Here is a 25,160-nt window from a genome sequence, read left to right as displayed (position 1 = left end):
GGGCCGATTCGCTGTGGCCTCGGCTACAGCGTGATCCAGAAACACTTGTACGACCGGCGCAAGCCAAACACCGTACGCGATGGGGTGGCGCTGTTCTTCAGCGTCTGCTCCAGTCGCAGGCCAATGGGTCGCTGCGAGTTGGTCTGCGGGTAGTAGCCGTCACTGTTGGCGTCCACTACGTTGCCACCCAGCGGATCGGTCACCGGCTGTGCGGGGCGCACTGGCGCGATGTCGACCAGGGGCCGGTTGACCACGGCCTCCAACTGGTCGAGCACGCGATTGGCGCCGGCGTCGGAGACGCCGCTCCAATCGTAGACGCCGGCCAGGCGGTTGACGTCATGGGCGTCCACCGCGGCGGTGATTTGATAGACCAGGTCACTGAGGGTGCGCGAACAGGTGCCGCGATACAGGCCCGTGGAGCTCGTGCTGCCCTCGGGGGTGATACGCGGCAGGCGATCCATGGCGCCCACGTCCTCGCACTTCTTGTCGGTATAGACGGTCTCACCGTCCATGGCGGTGCAGCGATGCACCGCGTCCTGCGCGCGCGCTGCCGGCGCCGCCACGACGGCGGACAGCAGCAGGGTCAGGAACAGCAGGCAACGAAGCATCCGCACAGCCTACCGCCGGGCTGTGTCGCTTGCCATGAAGTTGGATGCGAACTGGGCGAGCCATCAAGCTGCATCGCCCCGGCGCCGGCTTACACGCCAAGTCGCGCCAGGATGGTCTGGGTCGGCTTGGCCAGGTTCAAGGTGTAGAAGTGCAGGGCAGGTGCGCCGCCGGCAATCAGCTGCTCGCACAGCTTGGCGACCACGTCGGCGCCGAATTCGCGGATGCTTTCCGCGTCGTCACCATAGGCCTGCATGCGCTTGTTGATCCAGCGCGGAATCTCCGCGCCGCAGGCTTCGGAGAAGCGCTTGAGCTGGGAGAAGTTGGAGATGGGCATGATGCCCGGCACGATCGGAATTTCCACGCCGAGCTTGCGCGCGCCGTCGACGAAATGGAAATACGCGTCGGCGTTGTAGAAGTACTGGGAAATTGCGCCGTCAGCGCCGGCATCCACCTTGGCCTTGAAATACTTCAGATCCGACATCGCGTCTTCCGACTGCGGATGCGATTCCGGATAGCAGCCCACTTCGATGTGGAAGGTGTCGCCGTGTTCCTGGCGGATGAAGGCGATCAGTTCCGAGGCGTAACGCAGGTCGCCGGGGTGGCCCATGCCCGAAGGCAGGTCACCGCGCAGGGCGACGATGCGCTTGCAGCCAATGGCGCGATACAGCTTGAGCAGCTCGCGGATTTCCTCGCGGCTGCCACCCACGCAGGACAGATGCGGCGCAGCGGAAAAGCCGTGCTGCTGGTTGAGGTGGCGGACCGTTTCGGAGGTGTAGCTCAAGGTCGAGCCGCCGGCGCCGAAGGTGCAGGACACGTATTCGGGCGAGTACGCCTTCAGCTTCTCCGCCGTGCGATCCAGCTGCTGGCGCTGCTCATCCGTTTTGGGCGGATAGAACTCGAAGGACAGGGGAATTGAAGTCGCAGCCGATACGTCAGTCATGAATCCATCCGGATGAACTGTAGGAGGGGCTTCAGCCCCGACAGCAGCAGCGGCGAGTGATCGGGGCTGGCCTGAAGGCCCTCCTACGGCACGATGTCCCCATTTGCCGCCTGTCGTTCGCTACCTGCGTACAAATCAAACGCACGCTGCACGCCGAACCGGCCGGTGTGCATCGCTGCACACCGGCCGTTGCATCGATCAATAGCGGTAGTGATCCGGCTTGTACGGACCTTCCACGGCCACGCCGAGGTAGTCGGCCTGATCCTGGGTCAGCTTGGTCAGCTTGACGCCGATCTTCTCCAGGTGCAGGCGAGCCACTTCTTCGTCCAGTTGCTTGGGCAGGCGGTACACGGTCTTCTCGTACACGTCCTTGTTGGCCCACAGATCAATCTGAGCCAGGGTCTGGTTGGCGAACGAGTTGGACATCACGAAGCTCGGATGGCCGGTGGCGCAACCCAGGTTGACCAGGCGGCCTTCGGCCAGCAGGAACAGCGCATTGCCGCCCGGGAAGATGTACTTGTCCACCTGCGGCTTGATGTTGACGTGCTGCACGCCCGGGAAGTTCACCAGCGCATCGACCTGGATTTCGTTGTCGAAGTGGCCGATGTTGCAGACGATGGCCTGGTCCTTCATCGCCTTCATGTGATCGATGGTGATGATGTCCTTGTTGCCGGTGGTGGTGACGTAGATGTCCGCCTGGCCCAGGGTGTCTTCGATCGTGTTGACCTCGAAGCCTTCCATCGCCGCCTGCAGCGCGCAGATCGGATCGATCTCGGTGACGATCACGCGCGCGCCGTAGGCACGCAGCGAATGTGCCGAGCCCTTGCCGACGTCGCCGTAACCGCAGACCACCGCGACCTTGCCGGCCAGCATCACGTCCATCGCGCGCTTCAGGCCATCGGCCAGCGATTCGCGGCAGCCGTACAGGTTGTCGAACTTGGACTTGGTGACCGAGTCGTTGACGTTGATGGCCGGGATCAGCAGGGTGCCGGCTTCGGCCAGCTGATACAGGCGGTGCACGCCGGTGGTGGTCTCTTCGGAGACGCCCTTCCAGTTCTTGACCACTTCGGCCCAGTAACCCGGACGTTCCTTGTGCACGCGCTTGAGCAGGTTCTTGATCACCTGTTCTTCGTGGTTCGAGGACGGGGTGTTGACCCAGTCAGAGCCGTTTTCCAGCTCGTAGCCCTTGTGGATCAGCAGGGTGACGTCGCCGCCGTCATCGACGACCAGTTCCGGGCCTTGCTTGCCGCCGGCAAAGCTCAGCGCGTCCAGGGTGCAGTCCCAATACTCTTCCAGCGACTCGCCCTTCCAGGCGAACACCGGGGTGCCGGTGGCGGCGATGGCTGCAGCGGCGTGATCCTGGGTGGAGAAGATGTTGCACGAAGCCCAGCGCACGTCGGCGCCCAGGTCCACCAGGGTTTCGATCAGCACGGCGGTCTGGATGGTCATGTGCAGCGAACCGGTCACGCGCACGCCCTTGAGCGGCTTGGCGGTGGCGTGCTTGCGGCGGATGGACATCAGGCCCGGCATTTCATGCTCGGCGATGTCGATCTCCTTGCGGCCCCAATCGGCCAGGGAGATGTCGGCGACCTTGTAATCGCCCTCGGTGGAGAACTGGCGTACTGCGTTCATTGTTTCGGCTCCGGAAAGTGGCGAGCGGGGCTCGCATTCTTGACCGGGCGCCGTTACAGAAAAGTTCCGCCAAGCCTGGCCGTGCCTATCCACGGTCGCAGCGCCCCTTGGCGAGGCGGCATTATATCGCTTGTTCCGGATGAAAAGATAAGCCAAGCCCGGCGGGGATGGGGTAGGCTTGGGTTTTGCTGCCTTGCAGCAGACCCGGCCGTCCGGCCCGCCCCGCGCGGCGCCTGCCCGACCGTCCCCCTGGATTGACTGGAAGCCTCGCGTCCCAAGCATGAACAGCCCAAGCAGTCTCGAATTCGCCGCCCCCGATGTCCCCCTGCGTGAAGACGTCCGCCGCCTTGGCGCGCTGGTCGGTGACATGTTGGCCGAGCAGGTCTCGCCGCACTTCCTGGCCGAGGTGGAGCGCGTGCGCACCACCGCCATCGCCCGCCGCCAGAGCGACGCGCCGCCGCAGTCGCTGGCCGGCCTGTTGGATGGCATGCAGCCGGCCGACGCCGAGCAGTTGATCCGCGCCTTCAGCACCTACTTCCAGGTGGTCAACATCGCCGAGCGCGTGCACCGCATCCGCCGCCGCCGTGATTACCAGCGCCTGCAAAGCGCCAAGCCGCAACCGGAAGGCCTGCAGCACGCCTTGCAGCAGTTGAAGCAGCAGGGCGTCACCATCGACGAACTGGCCGACTGGCTGCCGCGCATCGACATCGAACCGGTGTTCACCGCCCATCCCACCGAAGCGGTGCGGCGCGCGCTGCTGGAAAAAGAACAACTGATGGTGGCCAGCCTGGTCAACGGACTGGATGGCCAACGCACGCCCGGCGAGCAGGCCACCGACACCGCGCGCTTCCGCATGGCGCTGACCTCGGCCTGGCAGACCGCCGATTCCTCGCCGGTGCGGCCGGGCGTGGAAGACGAGCGCGAGCATGTGGGCTTCTATCTGATCGAAGTGCTGTACCGGGTCATGCCGGTGCTCTACGAAACCCTGGAGAACGCGCTGACCGAGGTCTACGGCGCACAGCCGGCGCTGACCGGCCAGCTGCCGCGCCTGTTGCGCTTCGGCACCTGGGTGGGCGGCGACATGGATGGCAATCCCAACGTCGACGGCGGCACGATCACCGCCACCCTGAACGCCCAACGCGCTTCGATCCTGCGCCGCTATCTCAAGGAGCTGCGTCAGCTCACCACCCTGTTGAGCCAGTCAACCTCGCTGGTGGCGGTGTCGCCGGAGGTGCTGGCACGCGTGGAAGAGTACCGCGCGCTGCTGCCCAAGGCTGCCGGCGTCTCGCGTCCGCGCCACGGCGACATGCCGTATCGCCTGCTCAATGATCTGATGCGCGCGCGCCTGCAGGCCACGCTGGAAGATCGCCCGGAAGGCTATGCCGGCCCGGATGAATTCGCCGCCGACGTGCAGTTGATCCTGCACAGCCTGGAGCTCAATCGCGGCATCCACGCCGGCTGGTTCGCGGTGCGCCGCCTGGCCTGGCGCGTGCGCAGCTTCGGTTTCCACCTGGCTCGCCTGGATGTACGCCAGGAATCCAGCGTGCATGCGCGCGCCGTGGCCACCGCGCTCGGCGATGACGATTGGGAAAACCGCGATGCCGCCGATCGCGGCGCCCTGCTGGGGCCCTATGCCAGCGGCGAACAAGCGCTGCCGGCCGTGCAGGACGAAGGCAATGCGCGCCTGGACGCGGTCTTCGCCGCACTCGGCGATGCGCGCCGCCGCCACGGCGCCGAAGCTCTTGGCGCCTACATCATCAGCATGGCGCACAACCGCGCCGACGTGCTGACCGTGCTGGCGCTGGCGCGACGTGGTGGGCTGGTCGATGACGACGGTGCGGTGCCGCTGGATATCGCGCCGCTGTTCGAAACCGTGGACGACCTGCGCCACGGCCCGGAAACCCTGCGCGATCTGCTCGCCGATCCGGTCTACCGCCAGCATCTGGCTGCGCGCGGCAATGTGCAGATGGTGATGCTGGGTTACTCGGACAGCGGCAAGGATGGCGGCATCGCCGCCTCACGCTGGGGCCTGCAACGCGGCCAGGTGGAACTGCTGCAGACCGCCAACGAGTTGGGCATCAAGCTGACTTTCTTCCACGGCCGCGGTGGATCGATCAGCCGCGGTGGCGGCAAGACCACGCGCGCGGTCGATGCCTCTCCGCGCGGCAGCGTCGATGGCCGCCTGCGCGTCACCGAGCAGGGCGAGGTGATCCACCGCAAGTACGGTATTCGCGCGCTGGCGCTGCGTTCGCTGGAGCAGGCCACTGGCGCGGTGCTGCAGTCGTCGCTGCGACCGCGTCCACCGGAACCGCGCGAGCCCGGTTGGCGCACGATCATGGACAGCGTGGCCACCCAGAGCAGCCAGGCCTATCGCGACTTTGTCGGCGCGCCGCGTTTCATGGACTACTTCCGCAGCGCCACCCCGATTGACGTAATCGAACGTATGACCCTCGGCTCGCGGCCGTCGCGTCGACTCGGCCAGGATGCGGCGCTGGGCAACCTGCGCGCGATTCCCTGGGTGTTCGCCTGGAGCCAGGCGCGCGCGGTGATTCCCGGTTGGTACGGCGTGGGCAGCGGCCTGCAAGCCGCCGCGCAAGCGCATGGCGTGGAAGCCTTGCAGGAAATGGCGCGCGACTGGCCGTTCTTCCGCACCTTCCTGGATGACATCTCGATGGTGCTGGCCAAGGGCGACCTGAGCATCGCCGAGATGTTCTCGCGCATGTCCGGCGATCTGCATGGCGACTTCTTCCCGCGCATCCAGCACGAACATGCGCTGACCCTGCAGTGGGTGCTGAAGCTGACGGGCGATAGCTGGCTGCTGCAGCACGATCAGCGGCTGGCGCTGTCGATTCGCCTGCGCAATCCCTACATCGATCCGATCAGCGTGCTGCAGGCGGACCTGCTCAAGCGCTGGCGCGCGACCGGACGCGAGGATGACACCTTGCTGCGGGTACTGGTGGCGAGCATCAATGGCGTGTCGCAGGGTGTGCAGAACACCGGCTGATACGAAGCTGTCTGTCGCAACTGTTGGAGGGGCTTCACAAGCGCCGAACTATAACGCTTCGCTGCTGCGCTTCGGCTTGTCCAATTGCAGGTCAAGCCATCGCAGCAGGTCCGCGACCACGCGACTGCGATCCGCCTCAGCTTCGTTGTAGATCTCGTGGTACAGGCGCAAATACTCATGCGCCTCCAGCTTGCGCTGCGGCGCGGCCGCGGCAAACGCCCGCGAGCCGGACGCATCGACCAGGTGATCATCTGCGGCGTACTGCAGGAGCGTCGGCACCTTCAGCGTAGCGGCGCCATCCAATGTGCGACGACCCGCCGCAAACAGGAAATACGCCAGCCGCGCGCTGATGCGCGAATGATTGAGCGGGTCCTGGCGGTAATCCGGCCCCACGAACGGATCATGCGACAGCTTGTCGGCCGGCAGCCCGTTGCGCAGGGTGAAATGCGGCCAGCGCCCCACCAGCCAAGTTGCCAGCTTGCGCTGCAACTTGCCGGCATGGGTGGCCAGCGCGGGCGAGGAGGCGATGATGCCGCGCGGGGTCAGACCCATCACCACGCTCGCATACAGCACCACCAGGCCACCCAGGCTGTGGCCGAACACAAACGGCAGATCGTCGCCCTCGGCCGCGTAGGCCTGGAAGACATCCAGCAGATCGTGGGCCAGCTGGGTGTCGTGGCCTTCGAGCACGCCGCGCGCGCCTTCCGATTGGCCGTGGCCGCGATGATCGTAAGCGCAGACCGAAATGCCGGCCGCCGCCAGTTCCTCACCGAGTCGCGCGTAGCGACCGCTGTGTTCGCCCAGGCCATGTACCAGCAAGAGTCGCGCGCGTGGTTGCGCGGCCCGCCAGTCGCGGCGATGCAGGCGCGTACCGTGTTCGGTCAGGAAGGAGGCAGTGGTGGCGGTGTCAGGCATGGATCAAGTTCGCCTGATTCGTCCTGGATGGTCAAGCAGGCCGCTACGCGTCCAGTTCCGCCCAGCGCGCGTAGGCCTGCTCCAGCTCGGCCTGCAGTCTGGCCAGCGCGTCATTGGCCTGCTGCATCGCGGCCGCGTCCTGCTGGTAGTAGGCCGGCTCGTTCATCGCCGCCGTGCGCTGGGCGATGTCGCCTTCCAGCGCTTCGATGCGGGCCGGCAGCTGCTCCAGTTCGCGGCTGTCCTTGTAGCTCAGCTTGCGCTTGGGCGCGGCGGCGGCGGGTGCTGCGGCGACGGCTTCACGCGCGGCTGGCCGGTTGGCCGCCGCGGCTTCGGCGACCGCGCGCTGGCGCAACCAGTCGCTGTAGCCGCCGACGTAATCCCCGAGTTTGCCATCGCCTTCCAGCACCAGGGTGCTGGTGACGACGTTGTCGAGGAAGTCGCGGTCATGGCTCACCAGCAACAGGGTGCCCGGATAGTCGCCCAGCAGTTCTTCCAGCAGCTCCAGGGTTTCCACGTCCAGATCGTTGGTGGGTTCGTCCATCACCAGCAGGTTGGACGGTTGCGCGAACAGCTTGGCCAGCAGCAGGCGGTTGCGTTCGCCGCCGGACAGGCGGGTGATCGGCGCACGCGCGCGTTCGGGCGAGAACAGGAATTCCTGCAGGTAGCCGATGATGTGCTTGCGGCTGCCGTTGATCTCGACAAAGTCGCGGCCCTCGGCCACGTTTTCCAGCGCGGTCAGTGATTCGTCCAACTGGCTGCGATGCTGATCGAAGTAGGCAATCTGCAGGCCGGTGCCCAGTTGCACTTCGCCTTGCTGCGGCTGCAGTTCGCCCAGCAGAATCTTGAGCAGGGTCGACTTGCCCGAGCCATTGGGACCGATGATGCCGATGCGATCGCCGCGCAGGATCGTGGTGCTGGCATCGCGCAGCAGTACCCGGCCATCGTAGGCCTGGGTGACGCCGGTCATCTCGATGACCTTCTTGCCGGAAGCCTGCGCCGCCGCGGCCTCCATCTTGACGTTGCCGGTCAATTCGCGGCGCTTGGCGCGCTCGCGACGCATCGCCTTCAGAGCGGTGACGCGGCCTTCATTGCGGGTGCGGCGCGCCTTGATGCCCTGGCGGATCCACACTTCTTCCTGCGCCAGCAGCTTGTCGAAGCGCGCGTTCTCCTGCGCTTCGGCATGCAGGCGTTCTTCGCGCCGGCGCAGGTAGTTGTCGTAGTCGCCGGGCCAGCTGGTCAGCTGGCCGCGATCAATTTCGACGATGCGCGTGGCCAGCGAGCGCAGGAAGCTGCGGTCATGGGTGACGAATACCAGGCTGCCTTCGAACTGCTTGAGGAAGCCTTCCAGCCAGGCGATGGCTTCGATGTCGAGGTGGTTGGTCGGCTCGTCCAGCAACAGGATGTCGGGCTTGCGCACCAGCGCCTGGGCCAGCAGCACGCGCCGCTTCATGCCACCGGAGAGCGCGGCGAAATCCGCCTCGCCGGGCAGTTCCAGGCGGGCGATGACCTGTTCGACCCGCAAATCCAGATCCCAGGCATGGCGGGCTTCGATTTCGGTCTGGGCCGCGCCCAATGCGTCCATGTCGCCTTCGGACAAGGCGTGGTGATAGCGGGCCAGCAGGTCGCCCAGATCGCCCAGACCATGCGCGACCACGTCGAACACCGTGCCGTGGGTGTCCTGCGGGACTTCCTGCGCCATGCGCGCCACCACCACGCCGTTCTGCACGCGGATTTCGCCGTCGTCCGGCTTCAGTTCGCCGGCCATCAGCCGCATCAGGGTGGATTTGCCGGCGCCATTGCGGCCGACGATGCAGACGCGTTCGCCAGCTTCGATGGACAGATCGACGTGTTCGAGTAAGAGCGGCCCGCCGACGCTGAGGTCGACCCGCTGGAATTGCAGAAGAGACATGCGGCCATTGTACCCGGCCGCCGTCGGCCCACCGGCGTTTTATTGGTAGCCGTAGCGCACGACGTGGAAAAACACCGGCGCGGCGAACACCACTGAGTCCAGCCGGTCCAGCATGCCGCCGTGGCCTTCGATCATCGCGCCCCAGTCCTTGGCGCCCAGGCTGCGCTTCACCGCCGACAGCGCCAATCCGCCGAGGAAGCCGCAGATCACGATCAGCAGCGACAACAAGCCAGCCTCGAGCGGGCTGAACGGCGTGACCCACCACAACGATGCACCGATGGCCGCTGCCGCCAAGCCGCCGCCGACCAGGCCTTCGACCGTCTTGGATGGGCTGACCTGCGGCGCCAGCAGGTGCCGGCCGAACAGCTTGCCGAACACGTACTGCAGCACGTCGCTCAACTGCACCACCAGCAGCAGGAAGAACAGCAGCATCAGGTTCTGCCCTTCGTAGCCGGGGATGCGCAGCAGCAGCATCGCCGGCGCGTGGCTCAGGCAGTACACGGTCAGCATCAGCCCCCACTGGACCTTGGTGCTGCGGGCGAGGAAATCCTCGGTGTCGCCGGAGATCGCCGTCACCGCCGGCAGCAGCAGGAAGCCATAGACCGGGATGCACATGACGAACAGGCCGTACCAGTCGATGCCAATCAGGAAGTACTGCAGCGGAATGGCGATGTAGAAGCACAGGCACAGCGCCAGGTGATCGCCGCGCCGGGTGGGGGTGAGCGAAATGAACTCGCGCAACGCGAAGAACGACAGCAGCCCGTACAGCACCAGCGTGGCGACCTTGCCCAGCAGGAAGCACGCGGCCAGCACCGCCACCATCAGCCACCAGGCGTTGATGCGTGCGTTGAGGTTGTCGATCACCGGCCCGGGCTTGAAGCGCTTGAGCAGCGCGCCAATCACGCTGGCCACCAGCAGCAGCGCGATGACCCCGCCAATCACCCACCAGAACGAGCGCGGTGCAGCGGCGATGGCGGCGCGGACGAATCCGTCCAGGGGCAGGGCGCTGCTGATCATGCCAGCGCCACCACGGCGTCGCGCGCGCGTTGCAGGAAGGATTCTTTTTCTTCGTCCACCGCCAGCGTCACCGGCGCGCCGAAGCGCACCGTGCAGATCAGCGGCACCGGCATCAAGCTGCCCTTGGGCAGGCAGCGACGGGCGTTGTCCAGATACACCGCGATGAACTCCACCTGCGGATAGCGGCGGGCCAGATGGAACAGGCCGGACTTGAAAGGCTGCGGCAGGATCTCGGCGTTGCGCGTGCCTTCCGGAAAGATGATCAGCGAATCGCCCGCGTCCAGTGCGTCGTACAACGGCTGCAGCGGATCGCCTTCGACCTTGTCGCGGTCGCGTTCGATCAGCACCGCGTTGAAGGCGCGCCGCGCCAGCACATTGCGTGGACCATGGCCCCAGTAATCGCGTGCAGCCACCGGGCGCGTGCGCGCGCGCAGCGGCGGTGGCAACGCCGCCCACAGCGCCACCGTGTCGACATGGCTGGTGTGGTTGGCGAAGTACACGCGCTGACGCGGTTCGGGGCGCGAACCCTGCCAACGCGGATAGGCGCCGATGAAGACATGCGCCAGCGTGGCCAGCGAACGCGCCAGCATCTCAGCCGCGCGCCTGCAATTGGCGGGCGATGGCGAGCGTGCGCGTCACGCAAGTCAGCAGTGCACCCAGGGCGATGAGGGCCGACGCGGCCGGCAGCACATAGCCCGAGCCGAGGGTGTGGTATTCGATCACCGCCAGCACGCAGGCGGCGGTCAGCACGGCCATGCGGTGCTGCTTGGCCATCGGCCCGCGGAAATCCTGCACCAGGCCCAGGCTGCCACCGGCCAGCCGCACATAGGCGGTCAACGCCGCCAGCAACGCACCGAACCAACCCAGCCACGGCACGCCGGCGGCGTAGCCCAACGCGACGATCAGCAGCGAGTCGGCAATGCGATCCGGGAATTCGTTGTAGAGCGCACCGGTGGCCGATTGCTTGCCGCCGTCCATCGCCACCATGCCGTCGAGCAGGTTGCACACCAGGCGCAGCTGCACGCAGATCGCGCAGACGATCAGGCCGAAACTGGTCGGCGCAACCAGCAACATCAAGGCCCCGACCGCGGCAAAGAAGATGCTCGCCACCGAGATCTGGTTGGGCGTGATGGCGCTGGCGGCCAGCGCCGCACTGAGTCGCTGGGCCCAGGCGCTGCCACGCGCGGCGATTGGCCGTCGGTCGTTGATATTCCCCATACATCGAGCATAGACGAAAGCCGCGGCCGAAAGCGGCAACAAAAAACCCCGCCGGAGCGGGGTTTTTCGCAAGCTGTGAAGCCGGACACGCCTGGGTGGAGGCAACCGTCCGGCGTAGCGCTGCTTACTTGAGGCCAGCGTCCTTGCGCAGGGCGTCGGCGCGGTCGGTCTTCTCCCAGGAGAAGGCGGTCGCGGTGTGCTTCTTGCCGGCGCCGTCGAGGTAGCTGATTTCCTGCGGCTTGCGGCCGAAGTGACCGTACGAGGCGGTGGCCTGGTACATCGGGTGGATCAGGTCGAGCATCTGGATGATGCCGTACGGGCGCAGGTCAAAATGCTTGCGGATCAGCTTTTCGATCTTCTCGTCGCTGATCTTGCCGGTGCCGAAGGTGGTGACCGAGATCGAGGTCGGCTCGGCCACGCCGATGGCGTAGCTGACCTGCACTTCGCAACGATCGGCCAGGCCGGCGGCGACGATGTTCTTCGCCACGTAGCGGGCGGCGTAAGCGGCCGAACGATCGACCTTGGACGGATCCTTGCCCGAGAACGCGCCGCCACCGTGACGGGCCCAGCCGCCGTAGGTGTCAACGATGATCTTGCGACCGGTCAGGCCGCAATCGCCCACCGGGCCGCCGATCACGAACTTGCCGGTCGGGTTGATGTGGAACTTGGTGCCCTTGTGCAGCCACTTGGCCGGCAGCACCGGCTTGAGGATGGTCTCGCGCACGGCTTCGATCAGATCCTTCTGCTTGACGTCCGGATCGTGCTGGGTCGACAGCACCACCGCGTCGATCGCCACGGCCTTGCCGTTTTCATAGCGCAGGGTGACCTGGCTCTTGGCGTCCGGGCGCAGCCACGGCAGCGGCGAGTTCTTCTTCTTGCGGACCTTGGCCTGCTGTTCGACCAGGCGGTGCGAAAGGTGGATCGCGGCCGGCATGTAGCTGTCGGTTTCGTTGGTGGCGTAGCCGAACATCAGGCCCTGGTCGCCAGCGCCCTGTTCTTCGGGCTTCTTGCGGTCCACGCCCTGGTTGATGTCCGGCGACTGCTTGCCGATCAGGTTGAGCACGCCGCAGGTGGCGCCGTCGAAGCCGACGTCGCTGCTGTCGTAGCCGATATCCAGGATCACCTTGCGGGTCAGCGCTTCCAGATCAATCCAGGCCGAGGTGGTGACCTCGCCCGCGACAATCGCCACGCCGGTCTTGACCAGGGTTTCGCAGGCCACGCGGGCGCGCTTGTCCTGGGCCAGGATGGCGTCCAGCACGGCATCGGAAATCTGGTCGGCGACCTTGTCCGGATGGCCTTCGGAGACCGATTCGGAGGTGAACAGGTAGTTGGACATCGGGCTTATATCCCTGTATTCGGATGAAAAGATGGGTGCGCATGATACACGCGCCGGAGCGTGTGTGCATTCTGCGCCGTTCAGGGTGCCCCTTTCGTTAAATCCGGGGCCCCGCGTTGTGTCATGCAACTGCCTTGCCTTTGCCATGCCGCTGTCGCGGCGCGGGCGCAGGCTGCGCGGCGAATGCGCCGTCGGCGCACACCTCCAAACGCCATGCGCCCACTGGAACAACAGCTCGCCGATCGCTATCCCCACTGGTTCCGTGGTCGCCGCGGCCACCTGGCCCGGCCACTGCTGCGCACGCTCGGGCGCTGGACCGGACTGGATCGCGCGCACGCCTTCCTGTCCCAGCACGCGCACCTGCGCGACTTCGCCTTCCTGCAGGCGGCCATCGACTTCCTCAACCTCCGCTACACGGTGGAACCGGTCGAGCGCGGCCACATTCCGCCCGCCGGGCGCCTGCTGATCATCGCCAACCATCCTTCCGGCGCGCTCGACGCGATGGCGCTGCTGGATTTTGTCGGCAGCGTGCGCCGCGACGTGCGCATCGTCGCCAACGACCTGCTGGCCAGCATCGAGCCCTTGTCCGGATTGTTGCTGCCGGTGCGCATCCTCGGCGGCCGCGTGCGCGCCGACAGCCTGCGGGCGGTGGAGCAGGCGCTGGAAGACGAGCAGTGCGTGATCATTTTCCCGGCCGGCGAAGTCTCGCGCCTGGGTCCGCGCGGGGTCACCGACAGCCGCTGGCGTCGCGGCTTCCTGCGCTTCGCCCGCGCCACCGGCACGCCGGTGTTGCCGATTCGCGTGCAGGCGCGCAACTCGGCCTTGTTCTATGGCGCCTCGGCGCTGTTCAAGCCGATGGGCACGGCCCTGCTGGCGCGCGAGATGTTCAAGCGCAGCCAGCGCCGGGTCAGCCTGCGGGTCGGCAAGCCGCTGACCATCGCCGCGCAGCAGGACGACCGCGCGGTACTGCGCCAGCTGCGCCGGACCCTGTATGCGCTGGGCCGCAACGAGCCGTCCATGGCCGCTGCCAGCGAACCCGAGCCGGTCATCGAGGCCCTGCCGCCCGCGCAGTTGCTGGCCTGTATCGAAGCGCTTGAAACCCTGGGCCAGACCCGCGATGGCAAGCGCATCTGCGTGGGCCGGCTGGCGCCGGATTCACCGCTGCTGCGCGAACTCGGCCGCCTGCGCGAGCTGACCTTCCGGGCGGTGGGCGAGGGCACCGGCAAGCGCCTGGACGTGGATCCGTTCGACGCCTGGTACGAGCACATCGTGTTGTGGGATGCCGCCGCGCAGCGAATTGCCGGCGCCTATCGGGTGGCCCGCGGTGTCTCGACGCTGGCCGAGCACGGCCTGAAGGGGCTCTACACGGCGTCGCTGTTCCGCTACGCCGACGACGCCTTGCTGCGCATCGCCCAGGGCATGGAGCTGGGGCGCAGTTTCGTGGTGCCGGAATACTGGGGCAGCCGCAGCATCGACTACCTCTGGCAGGGCATCGGCGCCTACCTGGGCCGGCATCCGCAGGTGCGCTATCTGTTCGGCGCGGTTTCGATCAGCGCCGCCTTGCCGCTGCATGCGCGCGAAACCATCGTGTCCTATTACGCGCGCTACTACGGCAGCGAGCAGCGCGAAGCCATCTCGCGCACGCCGTTCCGCTACGCCGCCGTGCCGCCCAGCTTTGGCGAAGTCGATGCCGAAACCGGCTTCCAGATCCTCAAGAGCCATCTGGACAGTCTGGGCGCGAGCGTGCCCATGCTCTTCAAGCAGTACACCGAATTGTGCGAACCCGGCGGCGCGCGCTTTCTGGCCTTTGGCGTCGACCCGGCCTTCAGCGATTCCATCGACGGCCTCATCGAAGTGGATCTGCATCGCCTGCACCCACGCAAGCGAGCGCGCTACCTGCCGACGCAAAGCGAAGCGGTGCCGGCATGAAGGGCCCGGCCGCCGAAGCTCCCCTGCGTCGCGCGGTCTTTGTCTCCGATGTCCATCTGGGTTCCAAGCATTGCCACGCGGCGGAGTTCGCCGACTTCCTGGCCACCGTGCGCTGTCGACGGCTCTATCTGGTGGGCGATATCGTCGACCTGTGGTGGATGGCGCAACGCCGCGCGCGTTGGGACGCTGCGCACAACCGGGTCATCGAGCAACTGCATGCGCTGGCGCGCGCGGGCACTGAATTGATCTACGTGCCCGGCAACCATGATCGCCCGGCGCGCCGCTTCTGCGGCTTGATGCTGCCGGCGATGCAGGTACGCCGACGCGCCATCCACGTCACCGCCGACGGTCGTCGCCTGCTGGTGGTGCACGGTGACGAGTACGACGGCGTCACCCACTTCGGCGGTCTGCAGGAGCGCTTTGGCGACTGGCTGTATTACCGCATCCTCACCGGCAATCGACTGACCAACCGCATCCGCCGCCTGCTCGGCCTGCGCTACTGGTCGCTGGCCGAATACCTCAAGCGGCAGAGCTCGGCCGCCGAGCGCTATATCGAACGCTTCGTCCAGGCCGGCCTGGATGACGCCCGACGTCGCGGCCTGGATGGCATCCTCTGTGGCCACATCCATCGCGCCGCGCTGATCCAGCGCGAAGGATTGATCTACGCCAACGATGGCGACTGGGTGGAAAGCCTGACCGCGTTGAGCGAAGAGGCCGATGGAACCCTCTGCCTGCTGTCCCATCAAGGCCAGGTGCTGAGCGAAATCCCTCCGCGCCTGCGCCTGGTCTCGAGCCAGATCCCGCGAGCCGCATAGCCGAAGCACGCGTCGTACCGTAGGAGGGGCTTGATCAGACATGCGTCTGTTGAAAGCAGCCCCGAAGCAGGAAGCGTTTGAGCGTCGCTTTTGAATTGGTTTCCCGAACTCCTCCAGCTTCGGGGCTAACGCCTCTCCTACAGCAAAGCCCCATCACCCGACCGCGTGCGAGCGGGCTGCTAGCATCGGCGCATGGATTCCCTCTCCCAAATCGTCCTTGGTGGCGCACTCGCCGCCGCCATCGCCCCGCCCGGTCACCGCCGTGCTGCCCTGCTCGCAGGTGCGGCGCTGGGTACGCTGCCGGATCTGGACAGCATTCCGATCGGTTTGTTGACCCACGATCCGGTCGCCCTGATGACCCAGCACCGCAGCTTCAGCCATTCGCTGTTCGTGCTGCCCTGGGTCGGTTGGCTGATCTGGTGGTTGTTCAAGTTGCGCGGCAAGCGCGTGGCGCAGTCGCCACAGCGCTGGTTCTGGGCGATCCAGCTGTCGTTGATCACCCATCCCCTGCTCGATGCGTTCACCGTGTACGGCACCCAGCTCTGGTGGCCGTTGCACCCGCATCCCACCATGGGTTCCAGCGTCTTCATCATCGATCCGCTCTATACGATCTGGTTGCTGCTGGCCTGTGTCGTGGCCTGGTGCTGGCGCGAGAAGGCGCTGGCGCAGCGTGCGCTGCTGCTGGGCCTGGCCCTGAGCAGCGGCTATCTGGGCTGGTCCTTGCTGGCCAAGGCCAGGGTGGATGCGGTGGCAGACTCCACGCTGGCCGCGATGGGCCTGCAGGATGCACCGCGCTTCAGCACGCCGCTGCCTTTCAATACGCTGCTGTGGCGGGTGGTGGCGATGACGCCCACCGGCTACGTCGATGCCGAGTACTCGCTGATCGCCGATCACGGGGTGATGCATTACCGCGCCTACCCGTCGGACGTGCAGGCGCTGGAAGCCACCGCCGACCTCCCGGCCGTGCAGCGCCTGCAATGGTTCAATCGCGGATTCATGCGCGCACGTGTCGAGAACGAACGACTGGTGCTGTCCGACCTGCGCATGGGGCTGGAGCCGGACTACAGCTTCAGTTTCGAAGTCGCCCAGCGCCAGCAGGGTCGCTGGCAAGCCATCACGCCCGTGCAGCAGCCGTGGAGCGCTCCCGTCTCCGGCTGGGATGGGGTCAAACGCCTGCTGGCGGCGATGTGGCAGCGCATCTGGCACAGCAGTGATCAGCCGGTGCGCGCGATGATGGTTGCGCCCATCGCGCCGGCGCCCGCGACCACGGACGCAACGCACGGTTCCCCATGAGCCGGCAGCCTTGCCCGGCAGCCGCGCTCAGTACACCGTCGCGCTGGCCTGGATGAAGGCGTAGAAGAACACGGCGTCCGGATTGTCCTGCACGTCGCGCATCTCGCGGCGCACGCCGTCCACCACGTCCTGGGTCACCCGTCCGGCTTCAAGCAACTGGTCGGAGGCCGAGAGGATCAATTCTTCCCAGAACGCGATCATGGTCTTGCGCCGGGCCGGCTCGCGATTGTCGAAGTAGAAGGTCTTCACTTCGGTCTGCACATCGCGATAGCCACCGGCCAGCAGCAAATTGCCCAGCTTGGCGCCGATGAAGGGATCACCGCCGTTGTCGTACTGGAAGTCGTTGAAGGCCATCCAGTAACGCCAGACATTGGGCGAGTAGGGATCGAGCAGGAACGAGGAATTCATCACCTCGGTGATGTACACCGGCGAGCCCGGCGACAGCACGCGGCGGACCTCGCCCAGCACGCGTTCCGGTGAAGGCACGTGTTCCAGGATCCAGCACAGGAAGGCGGCATCGAACTCGCGCGGCGAAAACGGCAGCTGGGTCGCGTCGGCCTGCTGGATCACATAACGATCGGCACACCAGGGCAGGCGCGCCAGGTTCTCGCGTGCTGCGGCGATCTGCGCGGCATTGAGGTCCACGCAGGTGACATGCAGATCCGGGAAGCGGCGCAGCAGGATCTCGGTCTGCGCGCCCACCCCGCTGCCGACTTCCAGCAGGCGCCGCGCGCCGGTGTAATCGATGCGCGAGAACACGGTGGATTCGGCCAGCCGCGCCTGTTTCATCAGGCGCGCCTGCTCCACCGGGGAGAAGCCATGGACATAGGCGGGCGAGGGCGATTGACTCATGACAGGCTCCAAAGGAAAGCCAGGACACAGGACAACTACGCGGCGGCGGGCAGCTCGGGATCGACGCCGGCCATCAGCGCGTCAAAGTAATCGCGGGTCAGTGACAGCTGTGTTTCGGCGGTCTCGGCGCGATTGACCACCGCGCGGAAGCCGGCATTGTCCGGGCGGTCCTTGGCGTACCAGCCCAGGTGCTTGCGCGCGATGCGCACGCCCTGATGCTCACCGTAGAAGGCGTGCAGGGCCAGCAGGTGGCCCAGCAGCAGATCACGGACTTCGCCCACGCTGGGCGGCGGCAAGTGTTCGCCGGTGGCCAGGTAGTGCGCCACCTCACGGAAAATCCACGGCCGGCCCTGCGCCGCGCGGCCAATCATCACCGCATCGGCGCCGGTGGCCTTGAGCACGGCCTCGGCCTTGGCCGGCGAATCGACGTCGCCGTTGGCGAATACCGGGATGTGCAGCTGCGACTTGATCGCGGCGATGGTCTCGTACTCGGCGGTGCCGGTGTACTGCTGATCGCGGGTGCGGCCATGCACGGCCAGTGCCGCGATGCCGCTTTCCTGCGCGATACGCGCAATCATCGGGCCATTGCGATGGTCGCAGTCCCAGCCGGTGCGGATCTTCAGCGTCACCGGCACGTCCACTGCGCCGACCACCGCTTCCAGAATGCGCGCCACCAGCGGCTCGTCACGCATCAAGGCCGACCCGGCCCAGGCATTGCAGACCTTCTTGGCCGGGCAGCCCATGTTGATGTCGATGATCTGCGCGCCGTGGTCCACGTTGTAGCGCGCTGCCTCGGCCAACTGCTGCGGCTCGGTGCCGGCAATCTGCACGCTGACAGGAGCCGGCTCGCCGACGTGATCCATGCGATGGCGCGATTTGTCGGTATGCCAGAAGCGGGCGTCGCTGATCGTCATTTCCGACACGGCCAGGCCCGCGCCCAGGCGCTTGCACAGCTGCCGGAACGGTTTGTCGGTCACCCCGGCCATCGGCGCGAGGATCACCGGCACCTCGATGCGGTGGGAGCCTATCTGGAAGGGAGGGGGCGACATGCGGCCATTATCCGCCGCCGCGCCGCGCAGGCCAAACCGGGCGCGCGTCCGGCGGGATTATTCGCCGAAACGCGCCAGCACGTCGGCCTGCGACGGCATGGCCAGGGCGGCGCCGGCTCGCTCGGTCGACAGCGCGGCATAGCGGTTGGCGTAGCGCACATGTTCGGCAAACGCCGCTTGGGGGGCGTGCGCCAGAGAGGCGACCAGGGCGCCGTTGAAAGCATCGCCTGCACCGGTGGTGTCCACCGCGGTGACGGACTCGGCGGGATGGCGATAGAACGCCTTGCCATCGCCGCGATGCTGATCATCGGCATGCGAGACGAACACGCCGGTAGCACCCAGGGTGATCACCACCGTGCCCTTGGGATGCACTTCGCGGCAGAGCGCGTGCAGGCGCTGGCCATCGAGCGCGGCCACGTCATCGGGCTCCACGCGCTCGCCGACATGGCGGGCGAGCAGGGCGGAGAACTCGGTTTCATTCGGTGTCAGCAGATCAGCCTGATCCAGCAGTTCGGCATAGGTGTGCGCATTGGCCGGTGCGGGATTCAACACAGTCAGCACGCCGTTCTCGCGCGCCAGTTTCAGGCTGGCCAATACGGTTTCCGCCGGTGATTCCAGTTGCACCAGCAACACCTTGGCCGTCTGCACGGCCTCGCCTTGGACGGCGATGAACTCGCTGGCCAGCAGGCCATTGGCACCAGCGCCGATCACGATGCTGTTGCGACCCATGGCGTCGACATAGATGCCGGCCGTGCCGGTGGGTTCGTCGCCAAGCTGGACGCGCAGATCGATGCCCTCGGCCTGCGCCAGACCGCGCGCCAGCGCGCCGCCGGCGTCATCACCCAACGCGCACAGAAAGCGCACCTGCGCGCCCGCCCGCGCAGCGGCGACCGCCTGGTTGAAGCCCTTGCCGCCCGGACCGGTGTCGTAGCGGCCGGCAATGGTCGCGCCAGCGGCGGGCAGCTGTTCGCAGCGCCAGACGTGATCGACGTTGAAGGAGCCGACGAGGGTGACGGTAGCCATGGTTGTGCGCTTTCTCTGAAGGGTCGAACACGCCGCCCGGAGATGCTCCCGGGCGGGCAGGGGAAACGATGTCTCGCCGAATCAGCCGAAGTGGGTGAGCACACCGGCAATCGTGGCGGTCATGAAGGTGGCGATGGAGCCACCCAACACGGCACGCAGGCCAAACCGGGCCAGGTCGGCACGGCGTTCCGGGGCCAGGCCGCCGATGCCGCCAATCTGGATGGCGATCGAGCTGAAGTTGGCGAAGCCGCACAGGGCATACGTCGCGATCAGCCGGCCTTCGCCACTCAGGTTCATGCCCGGCACCTGACCGTTCACGATCTTGGCCAGTTCGGTATACGCCACGAACTCGTTGATCACCACCTTCTGGCCAATCAGGCCACCGACGGTAGTTGCATCGGCCCACGGCGTGCCGATGACCCAGGCAATCGGCGCCAGCACATAGCCGAGCAGGGTCGACAGGCTGGTCGGCTTGCCCAGAGCGGTCGCCAGGCCGGTCACTTCGCCAAACCAGGTCAGCGGCGCATTGAGCAGGGCGATCAAGGCGATGAAGGCCAGCAACATGGCGCCGATGTTCAACGCCAGGCGCAGGCCGTCGCCGGCTCCGGCCGCCGCCGCGTCAATGACATTGCTGGTGGTCCGTTCCACTTCCATCTTGACCGTGCCGCGGGTAAGCGGGGTGCCGGTTTCGGGAATCAGCAGCTTGGCAACCACCAGGGTCGCGGGCGCGGCCATGATCGAAGCCGCCAACAGATGCTTGGCGTAGAACGCCTGCTGGACCGGGTCGCTGCCGCCGAGCATGCCGACGTACGCGGCCAGCACGCCGCCGGCAATATGGGCCATGCCGCCGATCATCATGGTGATCAGTTCGGACTCGGTCATCTTGGGGATGTAGGGACGCACGGTCAGCGGCGCTTCGGTCTGGCCGATGAAGACACTGGCGCAGACGCTGGTGGTCTCGGCGCCGGAAACCCGCATGACCTTGGTGATCGCCCAGGCCATGGCGCGCACGATCGCCTGCATCACGCCCAAGTGATACAGCACGCCCATCAGCGCCGAGAAGAAGATGATCGTCGGCAGCACCTGGAAGGCAAAGATGAAGCCCACCTTGGTGGTGTCCATCAGCCCGCCGAAGATGAAGTTCGAGCCTTCATTGACGAAGCTCAGGACCTTGACGAAGCCACGACCCAGCGCGTCGAAGACGTCGCGCCCGCCGGGCACCAGCAGGACGATGGCGGCAAAGCCAATCTGCAGCAGCACGCCGGTGGCCACCAGGCGCCAGTCGATCGAACGGCGATTGTTGGAAAACAGCCAGGCGATACCAATCAGTACCGCCAAACCAAACAGGCCGAAGCCGATCCGCCCCAGAGCTTCCGCCATGCGTTCCCCCAACACCTGTGCATTCATTCAAAGGCCGGCAGTCTAGCAGGCCCGGAAACCGGACCTGCCCGCCAGGCGGGGCGTTCAGCCAACCCCGAACACCGCCACCCACGCCGCCAGCACCAGGAACACCAGCGCCGCCACCGTGCGCGCCAGCTTCAGCGGCAGGCGGTCGGCAAAACGGTGGCCCAGCCACACCACCGGCAAGTTGGCCAGCAGCATGCCCAGGGTGGTGCCGACGATGACCTGCCACAGGGGCTCGTAGCGGGTGCCGAGCAGCACCGTCGCCACTTGGGTCTTGTCACCGATCTCGGCCAGGAAAAAGGCCAGGGTGGTGGCCACGAAAGCGCCGTAGGCGGGCAGCTTCTCGCTGTCTTCATCCAGCGTATCCGGCTTCAGCGTCCACAAGGCAACGGCCAGGAAGCTCGCCGCCACCAGCCAGCGCATGACATCGGGGGAGAGCCAATTGCTCAGTTCGGCACCGAGCCAGGCAGACAGGGCGTGGTTGACCAGGGTGGCCGCGAGAATGCCGCCGGCGATTGGCCAGGGCTTGCGGTAGCGGGCGGCCAACAAGAGGGCTAGCAGCTGGGTCTTGTCGCCGATCTCGGCAACGGCGACGGTGCCGGTGGACACCAGCAGGGCTTGCAACGACAACATCAAATACTCCGGGGCCGGGCTTCGCTGGACGCGAAGGCAAACGCACGCAGCCCGGCCCGGGTTGCGTCCGCTTGCCTTCGGTCTTGCCCGGCCGAAGCGATGCTTCGGGCCCGCGCACCATGGCGTGCCGCCAAGTGTGTTGATGCGCGGTACCCGCAGAGCGGGTGGGCTACTCCCCGGAGGTAAGTGCGCGCATTGTAAGTGGACTCACAGGCTCCATGCGTAAACTCTTCTCATTTGGACGCAAGGGAACCCCACGCCATGTACTACCGTCGCCTTGGCTCCACCGGTCTGCAGCTGTCGGCGCTGTCGTTTGGCGCCTGGGTGAACTTCGGCGAACGCATCGGCGCCGACGGTGCCCGCGAATTGCTGGCCGCGGCCTGGGACCATGGCATCAATTTCTTCGACAACGCGGAGAACTACGCACATGGCGCGGCCGAAGAGGTAATGGGCCAGGCCCTGCGTCAGCTGCGCCTGCCGCGCGATGGCTACTGTGTGTCCAGCAAGCTGTTCTTCGGCTCGGCGCGCGAACCACGGCCGACCCAGCGCGGCCTTTCCCGCAAGCACGTGACAGAAGGCTGCCATGCCGCAATGGCGCGCCTGCAAGTGGATTATCTGGACCTGCTGTTTTGCCACCGGCCCGATCCGGAAACGCCCATCGAAGAAACGGTCTGGGCCATGGATGCCCTGATCCGCCAGGGCAAGGTGTTGTACTGGGGCACGTCCGAATGGCCGGCCGCGCAGATCCGCGAAGCCGCGCGCATCGCCGCGCAACATCACCTGCATGGGCCGAGCATGGAGCAGCCGCAGTACAACCTGTTGCGGCGACAACGCGTCGAACTGGAGTACGCGCCGCTTTACAGCGAGTTGGGCCTGGGCACGACCACCTGGTCGCCGCTTGCCTCCGGCCTGTTGAGCGGCAAGTACAACCAGGGCATCGGCGCCGACTCGCGGCTGGGATATGAAGGCAATGAAGACCTGCAGAAGATGATTCTGGGCCAGGCGACGGATCGCAAGCTGGAGCGCGCACGCCGCTTCAGCGCCATCGCCGCCGAACTGGGCGAAGCGCCCGCGCCCCTGGCGATCGCCTGGTGTCTGCGCAACCCGTTTGTCTCCACCGTGATCACCGGCGCCAGTCGCGTTGCGCAATTGCTGGAAAATCTCACCGCCATCAACCTGGCCAAGCGCTACGACGACGCCGTGTGGGAACGTTTGAGTGCGGCTGCGGACTAGTCGTTTCCTGCCGCCGGGTGACCACTGACATCAGGCGTTTGGTCTGCATGACTGATGGCACGGCGTGACTCCCGGCAGGGGAGAGCCGCTGCATAGCCTGCGGATACTGCGCACTCCCCTGACGCGCAGTCCGCCTCGATGTATGCCATCCAGACCACCGATCTGTGCAAGCGTTTTCCGGGGGGTTTCGGCGTCCGTTCGCTTTGCCTGAACGTGCCCGTGGGCTGCGTCTACGGGTTCCTCGGCCCCAACGGCGCGGGCAAGACCACCACCGTCCGCATGCTGCTGGATTTGCTGCGGCCCGACGCCGGTCAGGTACGCCTGTTCGGCGCGCCACTTTCGCGGAACCAACGCGAGCCGCTTGCGCGCGTGGGCGCACTGGTGGAATCACCTTCGCTTTATCAGCATCTCAGCGGGCGTCAGAACCTGGAGGTGACACGACGTCTGCTGGCCTTGCCCGCCACGCGCATCGATGAAGTGCTGGAACAGGTGGGCTTGCGCGAGGCCGGCGAGCGCCGGGTGCGCGAGTATTCCCTGGGCATGCGCCAACGATTGGCGTTGGCGCTCAGTCTGCTGCCGGCGCCGCGTCTGCTGATACTGGATGAGCCCACCAACGGGCTCGACCCTGCTGGCATTCTCGACATGCGTCGTCTGCTGCGTGACCTGGCCACCCAAGGCGTCACGATCTTCGTTTCCAGCCATCTTCTGAGTGAGGTCGAAGTCATCGCGCATCACGTCGGCGTGTTGCAAGCCGGACAGTTGCGCTTCCAGGGGACGCTCGAGGAACTGCGGGCGCGCGCGCGACCGAAGCTGCAGATTCGCTGCGACGATCCCGTGCAGGCCGCCTACACCTTGGCCCAGGCCGGTGAAAGGGTGAGCGAAATCGATGCCGAAGGCCTGAAAGTCCAGTTGGGCGGGCGCAACGAGCAGGACATCAATCGACTGCTCGTCTGCCAGCGCATCGGCGTTTCGCATCTGGCGAGGGAAGTGGCTTCGCTGGAATCCCTGTTCTTCGCCCTGACCGAAGCGCCGGACGAATTGGAACAGGCAGCATGAAGCATGTGCTGCGCGCCCTGGCGGCAGAACAGGTCAAGGTCCGCGGTACCCTGGCGTGGCGCCTGAGCTTCATTGCGCCGGCGCTCGTAGTTTGCCTTTGTGTGCTGCAATTGCTGCTCAGCGGAAATGCAGCGCCCATGCAGGACGGTGCGCAGGCCTGGCAGCGCTTTGCCCAAGCCGTGCTCGTGCTCTGGGCGTTTCTGATGTTGCCGCTGTACATCACCCTGCAATCCGCGCTCCTGGCCGGACTGGAGCACAGCGAACGGCAATGGAAGCATCTGTTGGCGCTGCCGTTCCCGCGCGGCGCGCACTACCTGGCCAAGTGGCTGGTATTGCTGGCGCTCGTCTTTCTTGCAACAGGTGTCCTGATGTTGCTGATACCTCTGGGTGGCGCGGTGATGGTTCAACTGCACAACCCGCTCGGCGTGTCGGGGCCCGCGCCATGGAATTTCCTGATGTCTCGGGGCGCCGCAATCTTCGCCGCCAGCGTTTTCATGATCAGTCTGCATACGTGGATTTCCATTCGCTGGAGCAGTTTCACCGTGGCGGTCGCCAGTGGCATGACGGCTACCGTCGCCGGCTTCCTGATCGCCCAGTCTGCACGGTTCGGGCACTGGTACCCTTGGTCGATGCCCATGCAAGTTCTGGCTGGAGAAGGACAGAAAATGGGCGTGGCGGTCATGGCGGGACTTGCTGGCGGGCTCGTCTTCCTAATGCTTGGTCTTACGGATTTCCTGCGTCGCGACGCCGACTGATCGACAGCCGCACATCTCTAGGGTTGTCCGCTGTATCGGTCGCCCGTTCCTTCGCGAGAACCCGCACCGTCCAGCCCCACTCGGTCACTGCGATGGTGGCCACCTTCTTGTCCGGTCCCAGCGAAGGCCTCCGGCACGCACCTGCCGATTCAACATTCAGCCCGGCATTCCCTAGCGCCTGGATCCGGCATTCGGGAAGACCCCCAATTGCCTGTTGACTACCGAATGAGAATCATTATCATCTGAATCGTTCCTCCCCGGAGCTTCCCAGATGACCGCCAACGTGACCTCTCTGCCGATTGTCGAACCCATGCCGATGCGCGAACGTCTGCCGCCGCAAACATTGTTCGGTGACGACACGCTGGACAGCGAATCCCTGCTCAAAGGGCAGCGCGAAATCCTGATCCGCCACGGCGACAAGGTGTATCGCCTGCGCCATACCAGCAACGACAAGCTGATTCTCACCAAGTAAAGCTCGCACCTTCCAAGCACACTGCCGTCGCGGCTGCGCCACGTTCCCTCTCCCTCGGGGCGGGCC

General features: G+C 66.0%; 22 protein-coding genes and 1 riboswitch. Of the genes, 8 read left to right on the top strand and 14 right to left on the bottom strand.

Annotated elements, in window-relative coordinates; translation table 11 throughout:
• Positions 1–23: 23 nt before the first annotated feature.
• From B5X78_RS05090 to ahcY, 3 genes are all read right to left on the bottom strand, one after another.
• Positions 24–608, bottom strand: a complete 585-nt coding sequence (locus B5X78_RS05090; RefSeq protein ID WP_079723363.1) for a hypothetical protein — start codon at positions 606–608, stop codon at positions 24–26.
• Between the two features lie 89 nt (positions 609–697).
• Positions 698–1,549: a methylenetetrahydrofolate reductase [NAD(P)H] gene (metF, locus tag B5X78_RS05085; RefSeq protein ID WP_079723362.1), complete on the bottom strand. Its 852-nt coding sequence runs from the start codon at positions 1,547–1,549 to the stop codon at positions 698–700.
• Between the two features lie 198 nt (positions 1,550–1,747).
• The gene (ahcY, locus tag B5X78_RS05080; protein ID WP_079723361.1) at positions 1,748–3,181 is read right to left on the bottom strand and encodes an adenosylhomocysteinase; all 1,434 of its coding nucleotides are present in this window, start codon (positions 3,179–3,181) and stop codon (positions 1,748–1,750) included.
• 38 nt (positions 3,182–3,219) lie between these two features.
• Positions 3,220–3,296, bottom strand: a riboswitch (S-adenosyl-L-homocysteine riboswitch).
• 165 nt (positions 3,297–3,461) lie between these two features.
• On the opposite strand from ahcY, the gene ppc reads away from it, so the two are divergent.
• A complete protein-coding gene (gene ppc / locus B5X78_RS05075) occupies positions 3,462–6,185 on the top strand; it encodes a phosphoenolpyruvate carboxylase (protein ID WP_079723360.1) in 2,724 nt (907 codons plus the stop codon).
• Positions 6,186–6,233: 48 nt separating this feature from the next.
• Here ppc and B5X78_RS05070 read toward each other — a convergent pair whose 3' ends face one another.
• The 6 genes from B5X78_RS05070 to metK all read right to left on the bottom strand — a co-directional run bounded on the left by B5X78_RS05070 (position 6,234) and on the right by metK (position 12,580).
• On the bottom strand, positions 6,234–7,100 hold the full coding sequence (locus B5X78_RS05070; RefSeq protein WP_079723359.1) for an alpha/beta hydrolase: 867 nt from the start codon (positions 7,098–7,100) through the stop codon (positions 6,234–6,236).
• 43 nt (positions 7,101–7,143) lie between these two features.
• Positions 7,144–9,009, bottom strand: coding sequence for an ATP-binding cassette domain-containing protein (locus B5X78_RS05065; RefSeq protein WP_079723358.1), 1,866 nt, complete (start codon positions 9,007–9,009; stop codon positions 7,144–7,146).
• A 39-nt stretch (positions 9,010–9,048) separates the two neighbouring features.
• A complete protein-coding gene (locus tag B5X78_RS05060; RefSeq protein WP_079723357.1) occupies positions 9,049–10,026 on the bottom strand; it encodes a phosphatidate cytidylyltransferase in 978 nt (325 codons plus the stop codon).
• Entirely contained in the window at positions 10,023–10,616 is a 594-nt protein-coding gene (locus tag B5X78_RS05055) for a lysophospholipid acyltransferase family protein (RefSeq protein WP_079723356.1), read from the bottom strand. The genes B5X78_RS05060 and B5X78_RS05055 overlap by 4 nt, the downstream gene beginning before the upstream one ends.
• Position 10,617: 1 nt before the next feature.
• Positions 10,618–11,244 (bottom strand): CDP-alcohol phosphatidyltransferase family protein, encoded by a 627-nt coding sequence (locus B5X78_RS05050; protein WP_079723355.1) that lies wholly within the window; start codon positions 11,242–11,244, stop codon positions 10,618–10,620.
• 124 nt (positions 11,245–11,368) lie between these two features.
• Positions 11,369–12,580 carry a methionine adenosyltransferase gene (gene metK / locus B5X78_RS05045; RefSeq protein ID WP_079723354.1) on the bottom strand — a complete coding sequence of 404 codons (1,212 nt, stop codon included), beginning with the start codon at positions 12,578–12,580 and terminating at the stop codon, positions 11,369–11,371.
• 213 nt (positions 12,581–12,793) lie between these two features.
• On the opposite strand from metK, the gene olsF reads away from it, so the two are divergent.
• From olsF to B5X78_RS05030, 3 genes are all read left to right on the top strand, one after another.
• Positions 12,794–14,509 carry a bifunctional ornithine lipid synthase OlsF gene (gene olsF, locus B5X78_RS05040; protein ID WP_079723353.1) on the top strand — a complete coding sequence of 572 codons (1,716 nt, stop codon included), beginning with the start codon at positions 12,794–12,796 and terminating at the stop codon, positions 14,507–14,509.
• Positions 14,506–15,324, top strand: a complete 819-nt coding sequence (locus B5X78_RS05035; protein WP_079723352.1) for a UDP-2,3-diacylglucosamine diphosphatase — start codon at positions 14,506–14,508, stop codon at positions 15,322–15,324. The genes olsF and B5X78_RS05035 overlap by 4 nt, the downstream gene beginning before the upstream one ends.
• Before the next feature lie 192 nt (positions 15,325–15,516).
• Entirely contained in the window at positions 15,517–16,617 is a 1,101-nt protein-coding gene (locus B5X78_RS05030; RefSeq protein ID WP_079723351.1) for a metal-dependent hydrolase, read from the top strand.
• A gap of 27 nt (positions 16,618–16,644) precedes the next feature.
• Here B5X78_RS05030 and B5X78_RS05025 read toward each other — a convergent pair whose 3' ends face one another.
• The 5 genes from B5X78_RS05025 to B5X78_RS05005 form a co-directional block, all read right to left on the bottom strand.
• Positions 16,645–17,469 carry a class I SAM-dependent methyltransferase gene (locus B5X78_RS05025; RefSeq protein ID WP_139381410.1) on the bottom strand — a complete coding sequence of 275 codons (825 nt, stop codon included), beginning with the start codon at positions 17,467–17,469 and terminating at the stop codon, positions 16,645–16,647.
• Between the two features lie 35 nt (positions 17,470–17,504).
• Entirely contained in the window at positions 17,505–18,518 is a 1,014-nt protein-coding gene (gene dusB / locus B5X78_RS05020) for a tRNA dihydrouridine synthase DusB (protein ID WP_079723349.1), read from the bottom strand.
• A gap of 57 nt (positions 18,519–18,575) precedes the next feature.
• The gene (locus B5X78_RS05015; protein ID WP_079723348.1) at positions 18,576–19,541 is read right to left on the bottom strand and encodes a ribokinase; all 966 of its coding nucleotides are present in this window, start codon (positions 19,539–19,541) and stop codon (positions 18,576–18,578) included.
• An 81-nt stretch (positions 19,542–19,622) separates the two neighbouring features.
• Complete coding sequence (locus B5X78_RS05010) at positions 19,623–20,921, bottom strand: NupC/NupG family nucleoside CNT transporter (RefSeq protein ID WP_079724427.1); 1,299 nt, start codon at positions 20,919–20,921, stop codon at positions 19,623–19,625.
• A gap of 84 nt (positions 20,922–21,005) precedes the next feature.
• Positions 21,006–21,578 carry a TMEM165/GDT1 family protein gene (locus B5X78_RS05005; protein WP_217698637.1) on the bottom strand — a complete coding sequence of 191 codons (573 nt, stop codon included), beginning with the start codon at positions 21,576–21,578 and terminating at the stop codon, positions 21,006–21,008.
• 261 nt (positions 21,579–21,839) lie between these two features.
• Here B5X78_RS05005 and B5X78_RS05000 point away from each other — a divergent pair, with 261 nt between their 5' ends.
• The 4 genes from B5X78_RS05000 (at position 21,840) to hemP (ending at position 25,094) form a co-directional block, all read left to right on the top strand.
• A complete protein-coding gene (locus B5X78_RS05000; RefSeq protein ID WP_079723347.1) occupies positions 21,840–22,811 on the top strand; it encodes an aldo/keto reductase in 972 nt (323 codons plus the stop codon).
• Between the two features lie 138 nt (positions 22,812–22,949).
• Positions 22,950–23,867, top strand: coding sequence for an ABC transporter ATP-binding protein (locus B5X78_RS04995; RefSeq protein WP_079723346.1), 918 nt, complete (start codon positions 22,950–22,952; stop codon positions 23,865–23,867).
• Positions 23,864–24,622, top strand: a complete 759-nt coding sequence (locus B5X78_RS04990) for an ABC transporter permease (RefSeq protein ID WP_079723345.1) — start codon at positions 23,864–23,866, stop codon at positions 24,620–24,622. Before B5X78_RS04995 ends, B5X78_RS04990 begins: the two co-directional genes overlap by 4 nt.
• A 271-nt stretch (positions 24,623–24,893) precedes the next feature.
• The gene (hemP, locus tag B5X78_RS04985; RefSeq protein WP_079723344.1) at positions 24,894–25,094 is read left to right on the top strand and encodes a hemin uptake protein HemP; all 201 of its coding nucleotides are present in this window, start codon (positions 24,894–24,896) and stop codon (positions 25,092–25,094) included.
• Positions 25,095–25,160 lie beyond the last annotated feature (66 nt).

Source organism: Pseudoxanthomonas indica (genome assembly GCF_900167565.1).
In the GTDB taxonomy this organism is placed as follows: domain Bacteria; phylum Pseudomonadota; class Gammaproteobacteria; order Xanthomonadales; family Xanthomonadaceae; genus Pseudoxanthomonas_A; species Pseudoxanthomonas_A indica.
This window is presented reverse-complemented; position numbering and strand designations above follow the sequence as displayed.